This is a genomic window from Aeromonas sp., from assembly GCF_051657805.1.
In the GTDB taxonomy this organism is placed as follows: Bacteria; Pseudomonadota; Gammaproteobacteria; order Enterobacterales; family Aeromonadaceae; genus Aeromonas.
Map to the genome: position 1 here is coordinate 82751 of NZ_JBOFLJ010000021.1, position 15876 is coordinate 98626.

The window sequence follows — 15876 nt, forward strand, 5'->3', positions numbered from 1 at the left end:
TTCGCCCTTCATCACCACACCATCTCCACGCTCTCTTCATCCTCGGTCAGCTTGCCGTCGAGGAAGCGGCAGAAGTCGTCGAGGCGCGGATGATCGAAGACATCGGAGACCTTGACCTGCACCCCGAACTCGGCGCCGAGTCGGTTCACTATCTGTATGGTCTGCAGGGACTGGCCCCCCAGCTCGAAGAAGTTGTCCGCCGGCCCCATGGTGGCCAGCCCCAGGATCTGCTGCCAGATGGCGCCGACCCGGTTCTCGGTCTCGCTGCCGAGCGTCAGGGCTTCACCACCCGCCTGGTACTGGGCCAGCAGGCCCTTGCGATCCAGCTTGTTGGAGCCGGTGCGAGGCAGCTGATCGTAGTGGCGATAGTCGGTGGGGATCATGGCGGCGGGCAGCACCTTGGCGAGCTGCGCCTTGATGACCCGGCTGTCACGCTCGGAGCCGGCCACGAAGGCCACCAGCCGGCGCACACTGCCCTGGCTGATCCCCTGCACGCAGGCCTCATCCACCCCGGGCAGAGCCAGCAGCTGGGCCTCCACCTCGCCGGGCTGGATGCGATAGCCACTGATCTTGAACTCGTTGTCACGACGGCCCAGATAGACCAAGCGACCGGCCACCCAGCGCACCCGATCGCCGGTGCGATAGACGGGCAGGAGCTCGGCACCAACACGCAGGGTGCCGAAGGTGCCTTGCACGCCGCCGACGTAACCGTTGGCGAGTTGCGGGCCGAGCAGCACCAGCTCCCCTTCCTCGGCAGGTTGCTCCCCCGCCCCCAGGATCAGCGCCTGCATGCCGGGCAGCGGCAGGCCGATGGGCAGCTGGGCCTGGGCGGGATCCTCGCCCTGCAGCTCCTGAGTCGTGACCACGACAGTGGTCTCGGTGGGGCCATAGGTGTTGAACAGGCGCACATCGGCGCGTCCTTGACGCTGCCACTGGGCGAGCTGCTCAGGGTAGACCGCCTCACCGCCTATGATGACGGTGGCCAGGTTGGCCGGAATGTGGGCCTGACCGGCGCCCAGCGACACCACCCACTCGTTCCAGAAGGCGGTGGGCAGGTCCAGGTGGGTGATCCCCATCTCCTCCACCCCGGCCGCGAAGGTCGGCATGGATTCGAGCAGGGCGTCGGTGCGCAGCACCAGGGTCGCGCCGGCGCTCAGGGTGGCGAACACCTCCTCTATGCTGGCGTCGAAGTTGAAGGGGGCGAATTGCAGCATGCGCGCCCCCTCCCCCAGGTGATAGCGGCAACGGGCGGCGGCGGCGAAGTGATCCAGGGCGCCGTGGCTGACCGCGACCCCCTTGGGCAGGCCGGTGGAACCCGAGGTGAACATCAGGTAGGCCACGGCGTTACCATTGGCCGGCTGGCAGAGGCGATCCCCGCTCACCAGATCCCCGGCCAGCAGGGTGCGGCCATCGAACAGGCTGGCCAGCTTGTGGCGATACTCCGCCTGGGTGATGAGGGTCTTGACCTCACCGATGCGCAGTATATGGCCCTGACGTTCCAGGGGCTGCTCGGGGTCGAGGGGCACATAGACGGCGCCCGCCAGCAGCACCGCCAGCTGGGCGAAGATGGCCTGGGGGGAGCGTGCGAGCATGACCCCGACCCGCTCACCGGGTTGCACACCTGTGTTTTGCAGGGCCGCGGCCATCTGCTCGGCGCGGGTCAGCAGCGCCTCGTAGCTGAAGCGGGCCTCCCCCTGCTCCAGCGCTATCTTGTCCGGGGTCTGGGCGGCGAAGTGGCAGAGGGCATCCAGCACGGGGCGAACATGGATCACTTCATGGGCCGGCCCGGTGATCAGGGCCCTGGCCCGCTGCTCGGCGAGCCAGTCGGCCTTGAGGGTACCCAGCGTCAGAGTCGGCTCGGCGAGCCAGCGCCCCAGCAGGGTGAACAGGGTGTCGGCGATGCGCGCCAGATCGGCGGCCTGATAGCAGCCCGGGTTGGCGTCCAGATCCAGCCTCGGCTGGCCATCGGCCCCCACCTGCACCTCTATGGTGAGATCTTCCACCGGGCCGGCGCTGATGTTGAGGATATGGGCATTGAGCGGCCCGAAGCGGCGGGCATGGTCGAACGGCATGATGTTGACCAGGGGGCCAAACAGGCGCTTGTCACCCCCCACCAGGCCAAGGTCGCGGCGCAGCAGCTCATAGCGATAGTGCTGATGCTTGCGCACCCCGCGCTTGGCCTTGGCCACGGCGCTGGCGGCAACCGCCAGGCTCATCTCCTCACCGAGCTCGAGGGCAAGCGGGGTGATGTTCATCTGCATGCAGGGCACGGTCAGGGAGGCTGAGCCGATGCGGTTCATCATCATGAGGCCAAGCAGGGTCTTCTCCTGACCGCTCGCCAGCGCCAGCTGGGCCGAGAGACCTGCCAGCAGCAGATCCGGCCAGCTCAGCTTGTTGTCATCGGCAAAGCCCACCAGGGATTGCCAGAGCGCCGCCGGCAGGGGGCGGCTCTCGCGTATGAACTCGGCGGCGATGGGGGCGCGGGACTCGCTGAAGGATTTCACCTCTGGCCAGTCTTGCAGCTGCTCCTGCCAGAAGGCACGGGCGGTGGCGTTCTTGCCACTCTCCTCCCGGGCCAGCTCCTCGGCCAGCACCTCGTCCAGCAGGCCGAACGGGGACGGCGACAGCATGGCCCCCTCCAGCCCTTCTCCATAGAGCTCGGCGATGCGCTGGAACAGCAGGGTGGTGCCAAAGCCGTCGAGGGCGATATGGTGCACGCAGCTGTAGAGATAATCCCGCTCGAGCCCACGCAGCAGGGCGAAGCGGCAGGGGGATTCAGTGGTCAGCTCGAACGGGCGGCGCAGATCCGCCCAGGCCCAGGCACGGGCCTCTGCCTCATCACCGCGCGTCAGGGTTATCTCGCAATAGACGGGGGCCAGGGTGTGGCTGACGAAGCAGACCTCATCGCCATTGTCCTCGAAATGGCCCTGCAGGGCCTCGCACTCCCCCACCGCCTGGGCGAGGGCCGCGGCCAGCACGGCACCGTCCACCTTGCCATCGAAGGCGATGCACTCGGCGGTGTTGAACATCGCCTTGTCGTCGTTGAGCAGATGACCGGACCAGAGCCCCTGCTGGGGAATGGTCAGTGGGAAGCGGCTCATTGCGCCACCTCCAGGGTCTTTTGCTCGGCCAGCTTGGCATCGATGAGACGCCACCAGCCGTTCAGGGTCGGCTTCTTGGCGAGATCCACGAAGCCGAGCTCCACCCCGGCGGCGCGCCACTCGGTGAGCAGGGCCATGATGCGTACCGAGTCGAGGCCGTAGTCGATGAGGTTCTCGTCCGCGTCGAACTCGGCTTCATCCTCATCGATGTGGCTCAGCAGCCGGGCCTTGAGTCCCTCATATGTCAACAAGGGGTTCTGCCCTTCTGCTTGCGCCGCCTTGGCGGCTGGCGCCATGGCCAGCACCTCTTCGCAGGGGATCACCTTGCCGCAGCGGGTCGCCACATAGTCCAGCGCCATCTGGTGATCGGCCTGGGAGAAGTCCGCTACCCCGTCCGCCAGGAAGAAGGGCTGGATGTCGCGCATGAAGGCGTCGCAGGCGGTCATCATGCAACCGATGTGGCCGTAGATGCCGCCGATGATCAGCTGATCCCGCCCCTGCTCTTTCAGCAGTTGCTCAAACTCGGAGCGCTGGAAGGCGCTGTAGCGCCACTTGACCAGCACCACGTCGTCGCTCTCCGGACGCAGGGGGGCGACCACCTGTTGCAGCTCGGGGCTCTTGTTCAGACCCGGGCCCCACATGTCGTTGAGCAGTGCTCTATCCTCGGGAGCCTGATCCTTGGGCTGGGCGGTGTAGTAGACGGGGATGCCGAGGGCCTTGCAGTGGCGGCGTACCGCCACCAGATGTTCGGTCAGAGCCTTGATCAGCGGGCTGTTCTCGCCATAAAACGCGGTGAAGTACTCCTGCATGTCGTGGATGAGCAGGGCGGCGCGTTTGGGATCCAGGGTCCAGCTGACCTTGTTGTCCTTCCATTGGCTGGGCATGGCGTAGTTGTTCAGGGTTGGGATAGCCATAACGTCATGATTCCTTTTAGTTTTAAACTGTTGTCATCGGCAGGCTGTCGCCTGCGAGGGATTGCGCGATACGGGCGCGCAGTCCCTGCTTGTCTATCTTGCCCACCGCCGTCATGGGGAGGGCGTCGAGGATCTCGAAGCGATCCGGCAGCTTGAACTCCGCCACGCCGCGGGAGCGCAGAAACTTGCGCAGGGCCAGCGCCTTGAGGCCGGGTTCGGTGGCGACGATGAAGGCGCAGCTCTTCTCCCCCATGGTGCTGTCCGGCATGGAGACCAGGGCCACCTGGGTGATGGCCGGGTGGTGCAGCAGCTGATTTTCCACCTCTTCCGCCGCTATCTTCTCGCCGCCCCGGTTGATCTGATCCTTCTGGCGCCCCACCACGGTGAGGTAGCCGTCTGCATCCTGTACCACCAGATCGCCCGAGCAGTAGAAGCCATCGGCATCGAACACCCGAGCGTTGTGAGCCGGGCTCTGGTAGTAACCGCGGAAGGTATAGGGGCCACGGGTGTGCAGGGCACCGGGCTGACCGGGGGCAACCGGGTTGCCCTCCTCGTCCAGCACCCGCACCTCGTCGTCCGGGCTCATGGGGCGGCCCTGGGTGTGGATGATCTTCTCATCCGAATCATCCAGCCGGGTGTAGTTCACCAGGCCTTCCGCCATGCCAAACACCTGCTGCAGGCGGCAGCCGAGCAGGGGTTCTATCCTTCTGGCCACCGCTTCACCGAGCTTGGCGCCACCCACCTGCAGCAGCGAGAGGCTGGCAAGCTGAGCCCGCACGGACGGGTCGGCCTCGGCGGCCTGCAGCCAGAGGGAGACAGCCGGCGGTACCAGGGAGCAGAGGTTGACCTGGTGGCGCGCGATCAGCGGGAAGCAGCTGATGGGGCTGGGGTCTTGTGCCAGCACCACGGCACCGCCTGCCTCGAACACCCCCAAGGCACCTGGGGAGCTCAGGGGGAAGTTGTGGGGGGCCGGCAGGGCGCACAGGTAACGGGTATGGGGGCCAAGCTCGCAGATCTCATTGCTTCTGCGCACGCTGTAGAGGTAGTCGTCGTGGGTACGGGGGATCAGTTTGGGGGTACCCGTGCTGCCGCCGGAGAGCTGGAAGAAGGCCACCTCGTCCGCAGGGCTTGGGCCGAAGGTCACCGGCTCCCTCTCATCCAGCTCCGCCAGCCAGTGGGTCAGCCCCAGCTCGCCCGCGTCTCCATCCAGCAGCACCAGTTCGGCGCCGATCTGTGTCAGCAGCTCGCTCTCGCGGCCTTGTGTCTCGAACAGAGGGTGAGCCCGCGAGCCGATAAAGAGGCGGGGCCTGATCTGCTCGGCATAGGAGGAGAGCTCCAGCCGGTTGTGGCTGAACAGGGCGTTGACCGGTGCTATGCCGACTTTGAGCAGGGCAAAGAACACCAGGTAGAACTCGGCCACGTTCGGCAGCTGCACCAGAGCGGTGTCGCCGACCTGGAAACCCTGGCGGGCGAGGCGTGCCGCCAGCCGGGTCGAGCCCGCATCCAGCTCCCCATAGGTGAAGCTGCGCTCGCCGCAGATGACGGCCGTGGCCTCGGGCGCCAGCGTGCACTGACGGGTCAGCATGGCGGTCAAAGACTCACCGCGCCAGTAACCCTTGGCGCGGTAGGATGCTGCCAGCGCCTCTGGCCAGCGAGTGTAGGGCAGGAAGTGGTTGTGAGTCGTCATAGGGCCACCTCGGTACCCAGCCCCAGTGCCTTGAGCATGGTGCCGAGCTTGGTGCCGGTCTCGGCCCACTCCATGGCGGGATCCGAGCCCGCGACGATTCCGGCACCGGCAAACAGCTCCACGTGATGGCCGTCCAGCACGCCACAGCGGATCACCACGGCCCACTCGCCGTTGCCCTGGCTGTCACACCAACCGACGATGCCGCTGAACAGGGCGCGCCTGAAGGGCTCCTGCTCGCGGATGAACTGGCGGGCCAGATCCGTGGGATAGCCGCACAGGGCCGGGGTGGGATGCAACTGGCAGGCCAGGGATAGCACAGACGCCTGCTCCCCGTGCAGCTGACCCGCGATGGGAGTCCCCAGATGCCAGAGGGTATCCGTGCTCATCAGGGAGGGCTCGGTCGGGATGGCCAGCTCCCGGCAGTGGGGGGCCAGCACCCGACGGATCTCGTCGATCACCAGGCGGTGTTCGTGCTGATCCTTGCTCGACGCCAGGAGCGCCCGGGCCACCGCCTCATCCTGCGCTGGCTCGCTGCCACGCTTGGCAGACCCCGCCAGGGGATGGGTAAAGACCTCTCCCGCGCTCACCCGCAGCAGCAACTCCGGGCTGGCGCCGAGCAGGCGACGACCCTGGCCGAGCGGCAGGGAGAAGTGGAAGGCATTGGGATTCTGGGTCATCAGGCGTGCCAGCACCTGCTCGGGATCCGCCGGCCTGCTCAGTTGCAGGGAGAGTTTGCGCGACAGCACCACCTTGGAGAGCCGGCCCTGTGCGAATGCATCGAGAGCCGAGCTCACCGAGGCCTTGAACTGGGCGGCCGCCGGGGTGCTCTGCACCGAGATCACCTGATTGTGCTCTGGGAGGCTGGTCGCCGGGGCATTTCGCTCCCCCCGCTCGTAGCGGCCGGGGACATAGAGACATGAAGCTTCGGCGGGGTCGAAGGCAAAGGCCCCGATGAGCAGAGGATTCTGCTGGCCGGCGGCCTGCGCCGCTGCCAGGGCCTGCACTATCTGCCGCTCGAGCAGGGACCATTCACAGGCGGGGGTGCTGATGGGTTGGCCGAGATCAAAGGCGCGAATGCAGCCCTGACTCGAGGTAAACAAGAAATCGGGCGGGGATCCGGCCTCGGCTGGCGCACCATCTTCCATTACTAGAGTATTCACGCTACACCCTCAAACATGAGTCAAAATGATAATCGTTATCAATTGCTTTTGAGCGGCGGTAAAATACTCGTCCCGAAAGAGCCCGGTCAAGGGGATTTTTGGGCGGTAAAACTGGAGTCTGTTTGTGGATATTGGCGGCTTCAGGCCAGCACTGGCCTGGCGTGATGGGCCTCACGCGGGTTACTCGAATGGCCAGGGATTGCTATCCCCATATGGGGGATGCGACAAAAACGGGATCCCGGGGCCGGACTGGCGGTCTCGCCGCTTTGCCCCTAAGATGGCGCCATCACCCGTTATCGCCCTGCTGATGGAAACCTTTCATGCTCAAGCGTCTGTTATTGCTCCCCTTTGCCCTGCTGCTCGCGGCCTGCTCCTCCCTGACCCAGTACAGCGTCAGCGAGAGCGAGATCAACCAGTACCTCAAAGACAAGGTCGCCTTCCAGAAGGAGATAGGCATCCCGGGGATCATGTCGAGCCGGATCAGCCTGGACGATCTCACCAGCCGCATCGGCCGCAGCCGCGCCGATCGGGTTGAACTGGATGCCGCCGGGGATCTGCAGGTCGCGAGCCCCCTCGGCAGCCAGCAGATGAAGGTACGCCTCTCCCTGAGTGCCCGTCCGGACTATGCGGCGGATCAGGGCGCCATCTACCTGCGGGATCTCGAGCTCATCTCGGTCAAGACGGAGCCTGCCGACGTGGGCGCCGCCCTCACGCCCTTGCTGCCGACCTTCAACCAGTCCCTCTCCCTCTTCCTCTCCCAGACGCCGGTTTATCGACTCGATGGCAGCCGTGCGAATGAGGCCAGGATCAAGGAGAAGGTCGAGGCCCTCAAGGTCGAGCCGGGGCGCCTGGTGATCCCCTTCAAACTGATGTAATACTCATCGCCGCGCCTTCCCTCTCCCCAGCAACCCAGGCGCGGCTTTTCTCTTCTCAAGCCCCTCCCTTTGCCCCATAATGCACACCATTCTCATTTAGATTTTGAGAAGCGTCATAATAAAATCAAACATATGGGTGAAAAGGACATGAGAAAAACCGTACTGGTGCAGGCGATCGCCTGCGCACTGATCGGCGGCGCCGCGCACGCCGCCGTCAAGGTCGAGGACAAGACCTTCAACACCGCCGCCAGCATGCTGGCCTACACCGAATTCGAGCTCTCCGGCGAACCCCTGGCCGAGGCCCTTGGCCTGGATCTGGACGTGCTGGATGCCAATCGCGCCGATGAGCCGACCCCCTTCGACTTCGCCGCCGGCATCGAATCCTATGAATACTCCGAAGAGGCCATGTACGCCCTGAACTACCAGTCAGGCATGGGTCCTCACTTGGTGAACGGGCCCCAGAACCTGGCCCGTGGCGGCACAATGGCAGACCTTGGCAAGCGCGTGCTGGCCATGGCCGAGGCAGTCGGCTTCCCGGCCGATGAAGTGCCGCAGGGCATGTATCCCCTCTCCCTGCCCTATGCCTCCGCCAATCCCGAGTTTGCCCAGGCGGTGAACACCACCCCGGTCAACGGCGATCAGGTCACCATCAAGACCGCCAAGGGCGTCGAGAAATCCGTCAAGACCCAGGTTCCCGCCTACTTCCGTGACTATGCCACCCTGCGCTGGAGCGGCAGTGACAACCTGCTGAACCCGGCCGCCGTGGGCGGCATCCTGCTCAAGGAAGTGATGTGGTCTCAGGACTTCCTCGGCGGCATGCACGTGGCCGAGAGCGACGAAGAGGTCGAAGCGGCCTCCGCCACCATGGATCAGGATGGCAAGCACAAACTCGGCGTCTCCGCGGCCGACGGCTTCAACGGCATGATGCTGACCGAACAGTCCATCGACAAGCTGGCCATACTGCAGGGCCAGCTCGGCTATGATGGCAAGCAGCTCGGCGCCAAGATAAGCCCGCAGTACGATCCCGCCAAGGGCGTGGTCTACTTCCCCCATCGGGTGAAGGTCACCGAAACCACCAAGAACGAGGTGGGTGCCATCGGCAAGCTGGAGGTGGTGGATGGCTCCGCCCAGTTGCGCGATGCCTGGATGATGCTCTGGCCCCTGTCCGAGTTCTACGCCTTCAGCGATCAGCGCAGCGCCAACACCAACCAGAACCCGGCCTTCCACGCCGTGTTCGACGGCGCCCCGTTCGCCGCCGCGCCGGCCGCCAACAAGGGGGCCGATGCCGCCAAGCTGGTGGCAGGGGATGATGCCTTCTCCCTGGCCCTGAACCTCTCCGGCATGGTGTTCAAGAACCTCAATGCCCTGCACTTCGAGCCCAAGGCCGGTACCCTGGTGGACAGCTGGCAGACGGGTCAGCAAGGCAAGCACGTCACCACCTTCGACGCCGCTTACAGCCTGGTCGCCCTGCAGATCTTCCAGCGCGCCCAGGATGCGCTGCCGGTCGGCTACGCCGCCGGTGACAACGGCGAGCTGAACCTCAAGACCGCCCAGGGCCAGCAGGCTCTCACACTCATCCGCAAACAGGCCGACTTCCTGCTCGCCCAACTCAAGGGCAAGAACGGTCTGCTGCACGACGGCATGACGCTCGGCGGATCAGCTGATACGGGTCAGTCCATCGAGACCCAGTTCGCCGCCATCCGCGGTCTGACCGCGGCCTTCCTGGCCACCTCGGACGCCAAGTACCGCACTGCCGCGCGCGAGCTCTTCATCGCCACCGACAAGGCCTTCTTCAACGCCAAGGCCGGTACCTGGCTCGCGGGCAAGCAGGGTGAATACACCCCCTGGACCCAGGCCGCCATCTCCGGCGCCCTGCGTTCCGCCATGCTGAACCTGCGCAACGAAGGCAGCGAGAAGGCCCCCGAGCTGGAACTGGCCCAGCTGACCCAGCGCTACGTCAGCTGGTTCCGCGGCACCGTCAACGGCGGCATGCAGATGGCCGAGTGGATCGGCGACTCCGGTGAGAACGTCATCGAGGGCGCCGGCCATGACACCGACGAAGACGGCGTGCCGCAGGTGACCGCCGCCGGTGGCAAGCACGGTACCGCCATGGTGATGGCCGGCAAGGTCGTCGTGAGCGAATAAACCATCCGCAACCGGGTCAGTCGCTGACCCATAAAAAAGGGAGCCCTCGCGGCTCCCTTTCTTTTTGACCTTTCAGGCAATCACTTCAGCTTGGCCAGCATCTCCTTGGTGACCAGCACTATGCCCTGCTCGGAGCGGTAGAAGCGGCGGCTATCCTCGTCCGCGTTCTCCCCCACCACCAGGCCGTCCGGCAGCTTGCAGCCCTTGTCCACCACCACCCGGCGCAACCGGCAACCGGCTCCGATCTCGACCCCGGGGAAGATGATCGCCTGATCCAGGGTGCAGAAGGAGTGCACCCGCACATTGGTGAAGAGCACCGAGTTCAGCACGAAGGAGCCGCTGACGATGGAGCCGCCGGCGAACATGGAGTTGATGGTCATGCCGTGCTGGCCGTTTCTGTCCTGCACGAACTTGGCGGGAGGCGCCATGTTCTGGCTGGTCCAGATGGGCCAGTTCTCGTCATAGATGTCGAGTTCGGGCACCACGGAGGCGAGATCCATGTTCGCCTCCCAGAACGAATCCAGGGTCCCCACATCGCGCCAGTAGGGTTTCACCCCCTCCTTGGCCCCCACGCATGACATGTTGAAGGGGTGGGCGAACGCCTTGCCCTCCCCCACGATGCGCGGGATCACGTCCATGCCGAAGTCGTGTTTGGACTCCTGGTTGTGGATGTCCTCCTCCAGCAGCTGATAGAGATACTCCGCCTCGAAGATGTAGATCCCCATGGAGGCGAGGGAGAGATCGTCGCGTCCCGGCATGGCGGGCGGATTGGCCGGCTTCTCCACGAAGGCGCGGATCTTGCGCTGCTCGTCGATGTCCATCACCCCGAAGGCGGAGGCTTCACAGCGCGGCACCTCGATGCAGGCTACCGTCACCTTGGCGCCGAGGCGCACGTGATCCAGCAGCATGGCGGCATAGTCCATCTTGTAGATGTGATCCCCCGCCAGCACGACGATGTATTTGGGGCCGTAGTCACGGATGATGTCGACGTTCTGGTAGATGGCATCGGCGGTGCCGCGATACCAGTGCACCTCGTCCACCCGTTGCTGGGCGGGCAGGAGATCGATGAACTCGTTCATCTGGTAGCGCAGGAAGGACCAGCCCGATTGCAGGTGGCGCAGCAGGCTGTGGGACTTGTACTGGGTGACCACACCCACCCGGCGAATGCCGGAGTTGATGCAGTTGGAGAGCACGAAATCGATGATGCGGAACTTGCCGCCAAAGTGGACCGCCGGCTTGGCGCGGTTGTCGGTCAGCTGCTTCAGGCGGCTGCCGCGTCCCCCCGCGAGCACCAGGGCCATACTCTGATTCAATAGTTGCCGTGCTTTGGCTGTGTTGACGGGTTCTAGTTGCATAAATACCTCGGCCTGGTTGCTGCTGTTTTCATCCCATATTCGCTTTTTTTAGCCGTTATGAAAGTGTTTTCAATCACATTTAACAGGATTGCAAGCCCCCATTCCATGGGGGCTGACGAGTCCATCAGTACTATGCTGTCCACATGGTTAAAATTGCTACACATTGACTTCATCAAGGATCCGCCGATGCCAAACAAGTCTGGGAAGACGCTGCTGCTGGTAAGCGCCATGGCGACCCTGCCGCTGCTGATGCTGCAGGGGGTCTTGCTGGCCCCCCCCACACCGCCGATCATCCTCCTGCTGGTCATGCTGAGCACTATGGTTGGCTTCTCCCTGTTGCTCTATCTCAGCCATCGCCTGCACAAGGCACAACAGGAGCGGCTGGAGCAGCGCTGGCTGCAGGCGCTGCAACTGCGGGATCCCGCCAGACTGGAGAGCACCCATGCCAGGCTGGCCCTGCAGCAACTGCTCGCCAGCTTCGACAACGCCGAGGAAGAGTCTCGCCGCCAGATCACCGAACTCTACACCCTGGCCACCCGGGATGAGATGACCCAGCTCGGCAATCGCCACGCCTTTCGCCGGGACCTAACCGAGTGGCTGCAGCAAGAGGAGTCCCGGACCTCCATCCTGGTGCTGATCCGTGCCACCGAACTGGGCAGGCTCAATGCCCAGTATGGCTTCCAATCCGGGGATGCCTACATCAAGGACATCGCCAATCTCATTCATCTGGTGGTCAACCGCTTCCAGGGGCAGCATGTCTATCGTATCTCGGGGTCGGACTTTGCGGTGCTGCTCCCCGCCGACGCCGAGATCCCCCCCCATCTGCTCGGGCAAGAGTTCAAGCGGGCCTTCGATCATTACCACAGAGAGCGGGAGCTGGATAACGTGGCCTATGCGGGGATCACCCAGTTCTCCCGTGGCCAGAACATCGAGGCCATCCTCTCTCGCGCCGATCTGGCCCTGGCGCGGGCCCAGACCGAAACCGTCAACGGCTGGGCCATCCAGCAGCATGATCACGCCAACCTCCATGGTCAGCAGCACTGGAAGAGCGTGCTGGATGAACTGCTGTCACAACCGGATCGTATCAGTCTTCACTCCCAGCCGGTTCAGGCGCTCAACCGGGACATGGTGCCCTACCTGCAGGTCTTCGCCCGTTTCAGCAGCCGGGAAGGCATACAGCTGCCCACCGACACCCTGTTTGCCATGGCGCAACGGCTGGACATGCTGATGCGCCTCGAACAGATGCTGATCACCCATGTCATCCGCCACTATCGCACCTTCGACCAACAGGCCCACCGCTGGGGCGTCAACCTCTCCAGCGCCCTGCTGCAAAACGGCGCCTTCCTGATCTGGTTCGATCACCAGTTGCAGAAGGATGGAAATATCAGTGCCAACCTGGTCTTCGCCCTGGATGAGGATCAGCTGAAACACAACCTGGCCGGCGGCAAGCGGCTGTTTGAACTGCTGCGGCGCCAGGGCAGCCGCTCCGCCATTCGCAACTTCGGCAAGGGGATGGACTCCTTCGCTTTGCTCCATGAGCTCAAACCGGACTACGTGAAGCTGGATCCCCTGCTGCTCGGCACTCTGGAGCGGGACATCACCAACCAGCAGTTCGTGCAGATGATTGTCGACATGTGCCATCGCATGGGCTGTCTGGTGATCGCGGAAGGGGTGGAAGAGGTGGCTCAGAAGGAGCTGTTGCAAGGCATGTATGCGGATGGACTGCAGGGGGGGCTCATCGCCAGGCCTCAGGAGCTGAGGCCGGATGCCGGTCACCAGGGGCTGTTTACTGAGGACGTTTCAACTTCAACAAGGTCAGTATGATGTCGTTGAGCTGACGATAGCGCTCCAGCTCCTTCTGATCGTAGCGGGTCGCCAGCATGGTCGGGTTGTGGCGATTCTTGAGGTAGCGGTTGATCTGCAACCGATTGAAGCCGGCCACCTTGTAGACCTGCCCCAGCAGCGCGTTGAGCTCCTCGTCGTCCAGCCCGGCCCGGGCTAGGTAATCGGGCTGGGCGGGGCTCTCCAGCTGGCAGCTTTGTTTGTCTATCAGACCCGTCTCCTGCAGATAGGCGAGCCACTGCTCCACATAGAGCGGCTTGCAGCCCGCCAGCAGGTTGAAATACCCCACCGCATCGCAGCGGCAGCCGTCAAGCAGCACCAGCGCCAGCTCGTCGCTGTCACAGTTGAAGGTAACAGGCCCGCTCTGGGTCCAGTCCAGCGCCTGCACCCGGATCTCGGCCCGCGCTCCCGCCCCCGTGGTCACGTCAAAGACAAACATGGCACCTCCCGACTGGCAAAGGATTGATGATGGCCCATCCTGCCCGTCGATCCAAGCCAATTCGCCCTTTCCTTCAGATCCCGCCAGGTTCCCATAAAAAAACCGACAGCCTCGCGGCTATCGGTTCTTATTCACAACAGAGGCCAGGGCCTCAGCGTGGCTGAGCTCAGGCGTCCAGCTCCACCAGCGCCTTGGCCAGCTCGATGGGTTCGAGCTCCTGGCCCTCCAGATCCGCGTTCCAGTTCGGACCGACCAGCACATCATCGTCGTCCAGATCGTTGATCCAGATGTCGAGGAACTCTTCCAGCTCGATCACCTCGGGCTCGTAGTCTGCCCACTCGTCCACGCAGTGCAGACGGGCATCCCCTTCGGCGGACCAGAGCGGCATGACGTCGGCATCTTCGAACTCGGCAGAGCGGCAGACTACCCAGTCTTCACCGTAGCGCAGACCCCATACCTGACCCGACTCGCGGACTTCTTCGATAAACAGCTGGAAATTGGCGTCAAGGTTGTCAGTTAATTTGCTCATGGGATCTCTCTCTTGCTGGCAATGGCAGGCAGTCGGCCGGCGTGGCCGATAATGGGGCAGATGGTGTCCCAAAAGCCCCTCGGACTCAAGTCAAATCCCCAAAAAGGAGGGGATAAGGCCCATCAGGTACGATATTGCGCCACCAGGGCCCCCAATTCGTCGCAGGAGTGGGCCAGTTTGCCCGCCGCCTGCTCCGTCAGGCGGTTCTGGGCCAGGGCATCCGCCGCCAGGGTGGTGATGGCTACCAGCCGCTGGTTGATCTCCTCCGCCGCCTGACTCTGCTGCGCCGCCGCCGTGGCTATCTGACTGTTCATGGCAGTGATGGAGTGCACGGATCCATCGATGGCATTGATGGCGCCATCGGCATCCCCGGCCTTGTCCGCCGTGGTGCGGGAGAGCTGTTGCAACTGGGTGATCCCGTGCACGGCCTTGCCCGCCCCCTCCTGCAGCCGCTGGATCATCTGCCGGATCTCGTCGGTGGAGCTGTGGGTGCGGGTCGCCAGGGTGCGCACCTCGTCCGCCACCACCGCAAAGCCGCGCCCCTGCTCCCCGGCCCGGGCCGCCTCGATGGCGGCATTGAGCGCCAGCAGGTTGGTCTGCTCGGCCACCCCCCGGATGACGTCGAGCACTGAGCCAATCTGCTGGGTCTCCTGCTCGAGCCGGCTCACCGCCTGCACCGTCTCGGCCATTTCGTCCGCCAGCTGGCTGATGGTGGCTATGGTCTGGGCCACCACCTCACGGCCGTGCCGGGCCAGACCCAAGGCCGCATCCGCCGCCTCTGCCGCATCGGCGGCATGCTGGCCCACCTCGCGGCTGCTCACCGTCATCTGCTCCATGGCGCTGGCCACCCGCAAGGTGTCCTGCTCCTGGCCGGTGACGATGGCGCCGGTGCGATCCACCACCTGCTCCAGCTGATGGGCCTGCTCCCGGTTCTGGGCGGCGATCTGCTGGCTGCGTCCCACCAGTTGCGCCATCTGGCTGGCAAACTGGTTGAAGTTGACCGACAGCTGATAGAGCTCATCCCGACCCCGTTCCGGCAGGCGGAACCGCAAGTCCCCCTCCCCCCGCGCTATGTTGCCAAGGGCCGACACCGACTGGGAGAGCGGCACCACTATGCTGCGTACGATGAGGCCGACCACCAGGAACAGCAGTATGGCCAGCACGGCGCCAATCCCGAGCAGGGTGCGCAGCACCTCCTGATACTGGGCCTCGACGTCGTCCACATAGACGCCGGTGCCGATGATCCAGTCCCAGGGGGCGAAGCGCTTGACGTAGGAGATCTTGCGCACCGGCTCCTCCACCCCGGGTTTGGGCCAGTAGTAGGCAACCTCTCCCGCCCCTTGCGCCTTGGCGAGTTCGGCGAAGGCCACGAACAGCTTGAGCCCCTGCTTGTCCTCCACCCCGGAGAGATCCTGGCCATCCAGCGCCGGCTTCATGGGATGCATCACCATGGTGGGGTGACTGTCGTTGATCCAGAGGTAATCGTCCTGGCCGTAGCGCAGCCCCTTGAGCAGCGCCAGGGCCTGAGCCTTGGCATCCGCCTCGCCCAGCTCGCCCCGCTGCACTCGCGCCTCGAACTGCGCCACCAGGCTGTAGGCGGTCTCGACCTGAGCCCGGGTTTGGCGGCTCTTCTCCGCCATCAGCCCCTGCTGATAGATCTGCAGGCAGGAAAACAGCAAGAGCCCGAGCAGGGCCAACACCATCAGGGTCACCAGCGACAGGCGCCGGCCGATACTCCATTGTCTCAACATAAGGTCATCCCTAAACCGCTACATGCTGTTAACAAGGTATGCCGCGTCGACTCCGGCTGTCCACGACCGCGGCAACAC

Annotated in this window: 11 protein-coding genes; 3 read left to right on the plus strand and 8 right to left on the minus strand. The window is 64.3% G+C overall.

From position 1 onward, the window contains the following. Positions 1-11: 11 nt before the first annotated feature. Genes amoF through ACRCYW_RS07690 form a run of 4 tightly spaced genes read right to left on the minus strand, consistent with a single transcriptional unit; the run spans position 12 to position 6862 of the window. A complete protein-coding gene (gene amoF / locus ACRCYW_RS07675; protein ID WP_438549531.1) occupies positions 12-3101 on the minus strand; it encodes an amonabactin biosynthesis non-ribosomal peptide synthetase AmoF in 3090 nt (1029 codons plus the stop codon). Beyond that, complete coding sequence (locus ACRCYW_RS07680; RefSeq protein ID WP_438549532.1) at positions 3098-4015, minus strand: isochorismatase family protein; 918 nt, start codon at positions 4013-4015, stop codon at positions 3098-3100. Before ACRCYW_RS07680 ends, amoF begins: the two co-directional genes overlap by 4 nt. 22 nt (positions 4016-4037) lie before the next feature. Further along, on the minus strand, positions 4038-5702 hold the full coding sequence (locus tag ACRCYW_RS07685) for a (2,3-dihydroxybenzoyl)adenylate synthase (RefSeq protein WP_438549533.1): 1665 nt from the start codon (positions 5700-5702) through the stop codon (positions 4038-4040). Further along, on the minus strand, positions 5699-6862 hold the full coding sequence (locus ACRCYW_RS07690; protein ID WP_438549534.1) for an isochorismate synthase: 1164 nt from the start codon (positions 6860-6862) through the stop codon (positions 5699-5701). The genes ACRCYW_RS07685 and ACRCYW_RS07690 overlap by 4 nt, the downstream gene beginning before the upstream one ends. 320 nt (positions 6863-7182) lie before the next feature. Between ACRCYW_RS07690 and ACRCYW_RS07695 the strand changes: the two genes are divergently transcribed. After that, positions 7183-7737, plus strand: coding sequence for a lipoprotein (locus ACRCYW_RS07695; protein WP_438549535.1), 555 nt, complete (start codon positions 7183-7185; stop codon positions 7735-7737). 147 nt (positions 7738-7884) lie between these two features. Then, positions 7885-9882 carry a hypothetical protein gene (locus ACRCYW_RS07700; protein ID WP_438549536.1) on the plus strand — a complete coding sequence of 666 codons (1998 nt, stop codon included), beginning with the start codon at positions 7885-7887 and terminating at the stop codon, positions 9880-9882. An 80-nt stretch (positions 9883-9962) separates the two neighbouring features. Here the strand turns inward: ACRCYW_RS07700 and glgC are convergent, their stop codons facing one another. Further along, a complete protein-coding gene (gene glgC, locus ACRCYW_RS07705) occupies positions 9963-11237 on the minus strand; it encodes a glucose-1-phosphate adenylyltransferase (RefSeq protein ID WP_438549537.1) in 1275 nt (424 codons plus the stop codon). A 186-nt stretch (positions 11238-11423) separates the two neighbouring features. Between glgC and ACRCYW_RS07710 the strand changes: the two genes are divergently transcribed. Continuing rightward, entirely contained in the window at positions 11424-13061 is a 1638-nt protein-coding gene (locus ACRCYW_RS07710; protein WP_438549538.1) for an EAL domain-containing protein, read from the plus strand. Here the strand turns inward: ACRCYW_RS07710 and ACRCYW_RS07715 are convergent. The 3 genes from ACRCYW_RS07715 to ACRCYW_RS07725 all read right to left on the minus strand — a co-directional run bounded on the left by ACRCYW_RS07715 (position 13024) and on the right by ACRCYW_RS07725 (position 15798). Then, the gene (locus ACRCYW_RS07715; RefSeq protein ID WP_438549539.1) at positions 13024-13518 is read right to left on the minus strand and encodes a hypothetical protein; all 495 of its coding nucleotides are present in this window, start codon (positions 13516-13518) and stop codon (positions 13024-13026) included. The two genes, ACRCYW_RS07710 and ACRCYW_RS07715, sit on opposite strands and share 38 nt — an antisense overlap. A 166-nt stretch (positions 13519-13684) precedes the next feature. Continuing rightward, a complete protein-coding gene (locus ACRCYW_RS07720) occupies positions 13685-14047 on the minus strand; it encodes a DUF2750 domain-containing protein (RefSeq protein ID WP_100861710.1) in 363 nt (120 codons plus the stop codon). A 122-nt stretch (positions 14048-14169) separates the two neighbouring features. Then, positions 14170-15798: a methyl-accepting chemotaxis protein gene (locus tag ACRCYW_RS07725; protein WP_438549540.1), complete on the minus strand. Its 1629-nt coding sequence runs from the start codon at positions 15796-15798 to the stop codon at positions 14170-14172. Positions 15799-15876 lie beyond the last annotated feature (78 nt).

Coding starts and splice junctions, on each gene's coding strand:
- ACRCYW_RS07725 (WP_438549540.1), bottom strand. CDS start 15,798: ATGTTGAGACAATGGAGTATCGGCCGGCGCCTGTCGCTGGTGACCCTG.
- ACRCYW_RS07685 (WP_438549533.1), bottom strand. CDS start 5,702: ATGACGACTCACAACCACTTCCTGCCCTACACTCGCTGGCCAGAGGCG.
- ACRCYW_RS07715 (WP_438549539.1), bottom strand. CDS start 13,518: ATGTTTGTCTTTGACGTGACCACGGGGGCGGGAGCGCGGGCCGAGATC.
- ACRCYW_RS07695 (WP_438549535.1), top strand. CDS start 7,183: ATGCTCAAGCGTCTGTTATTGCTCCCCTTTGCCCTGCTGCTCGCGGCC.
- ACRCYW_RS07680 (WP_438549532.1), bottom strand. CDS start 4,015: ATGGCTATCCCAACCCTGAACAACTACGCCATGCCCAGCCAATGGAAG.
- ACRCYW_RS07720 (WP_100861710.1), bottom strand. CDS start 14,047: ATGAGCAAATTAACTGACAACCTTGACGCCAATTTCCAGCTGTTTATC.
- glgC (WP_438549537.1), bottom strand. CDS start 11,237: ATGCAACTAGAACCCGTCAACACAGCCAAAGCACGGCAACTATTGAAT.
- ACRCYW_RS07710 (WP_438549538.1), top strand. CDS start 11,424: ATGCCAAACAAGTCTGGGAAGACGCTGCTGCTGGTAAGCGCCATGGCG.
- amoF (WP_438549531.1), bottom strand. CDS start 3,101: ATGAGCCGCTTCCCACTGACCATTCCCCAGCAGGGGCTCTGGTCCGGT.
- ACRCYW_RS07700 (WP_438549536.1), top strand. CDS start 7,885: ATGAGAAAAACCGTACTGGTGCAGGCGATCGCCTGCGCACTGATCGGC.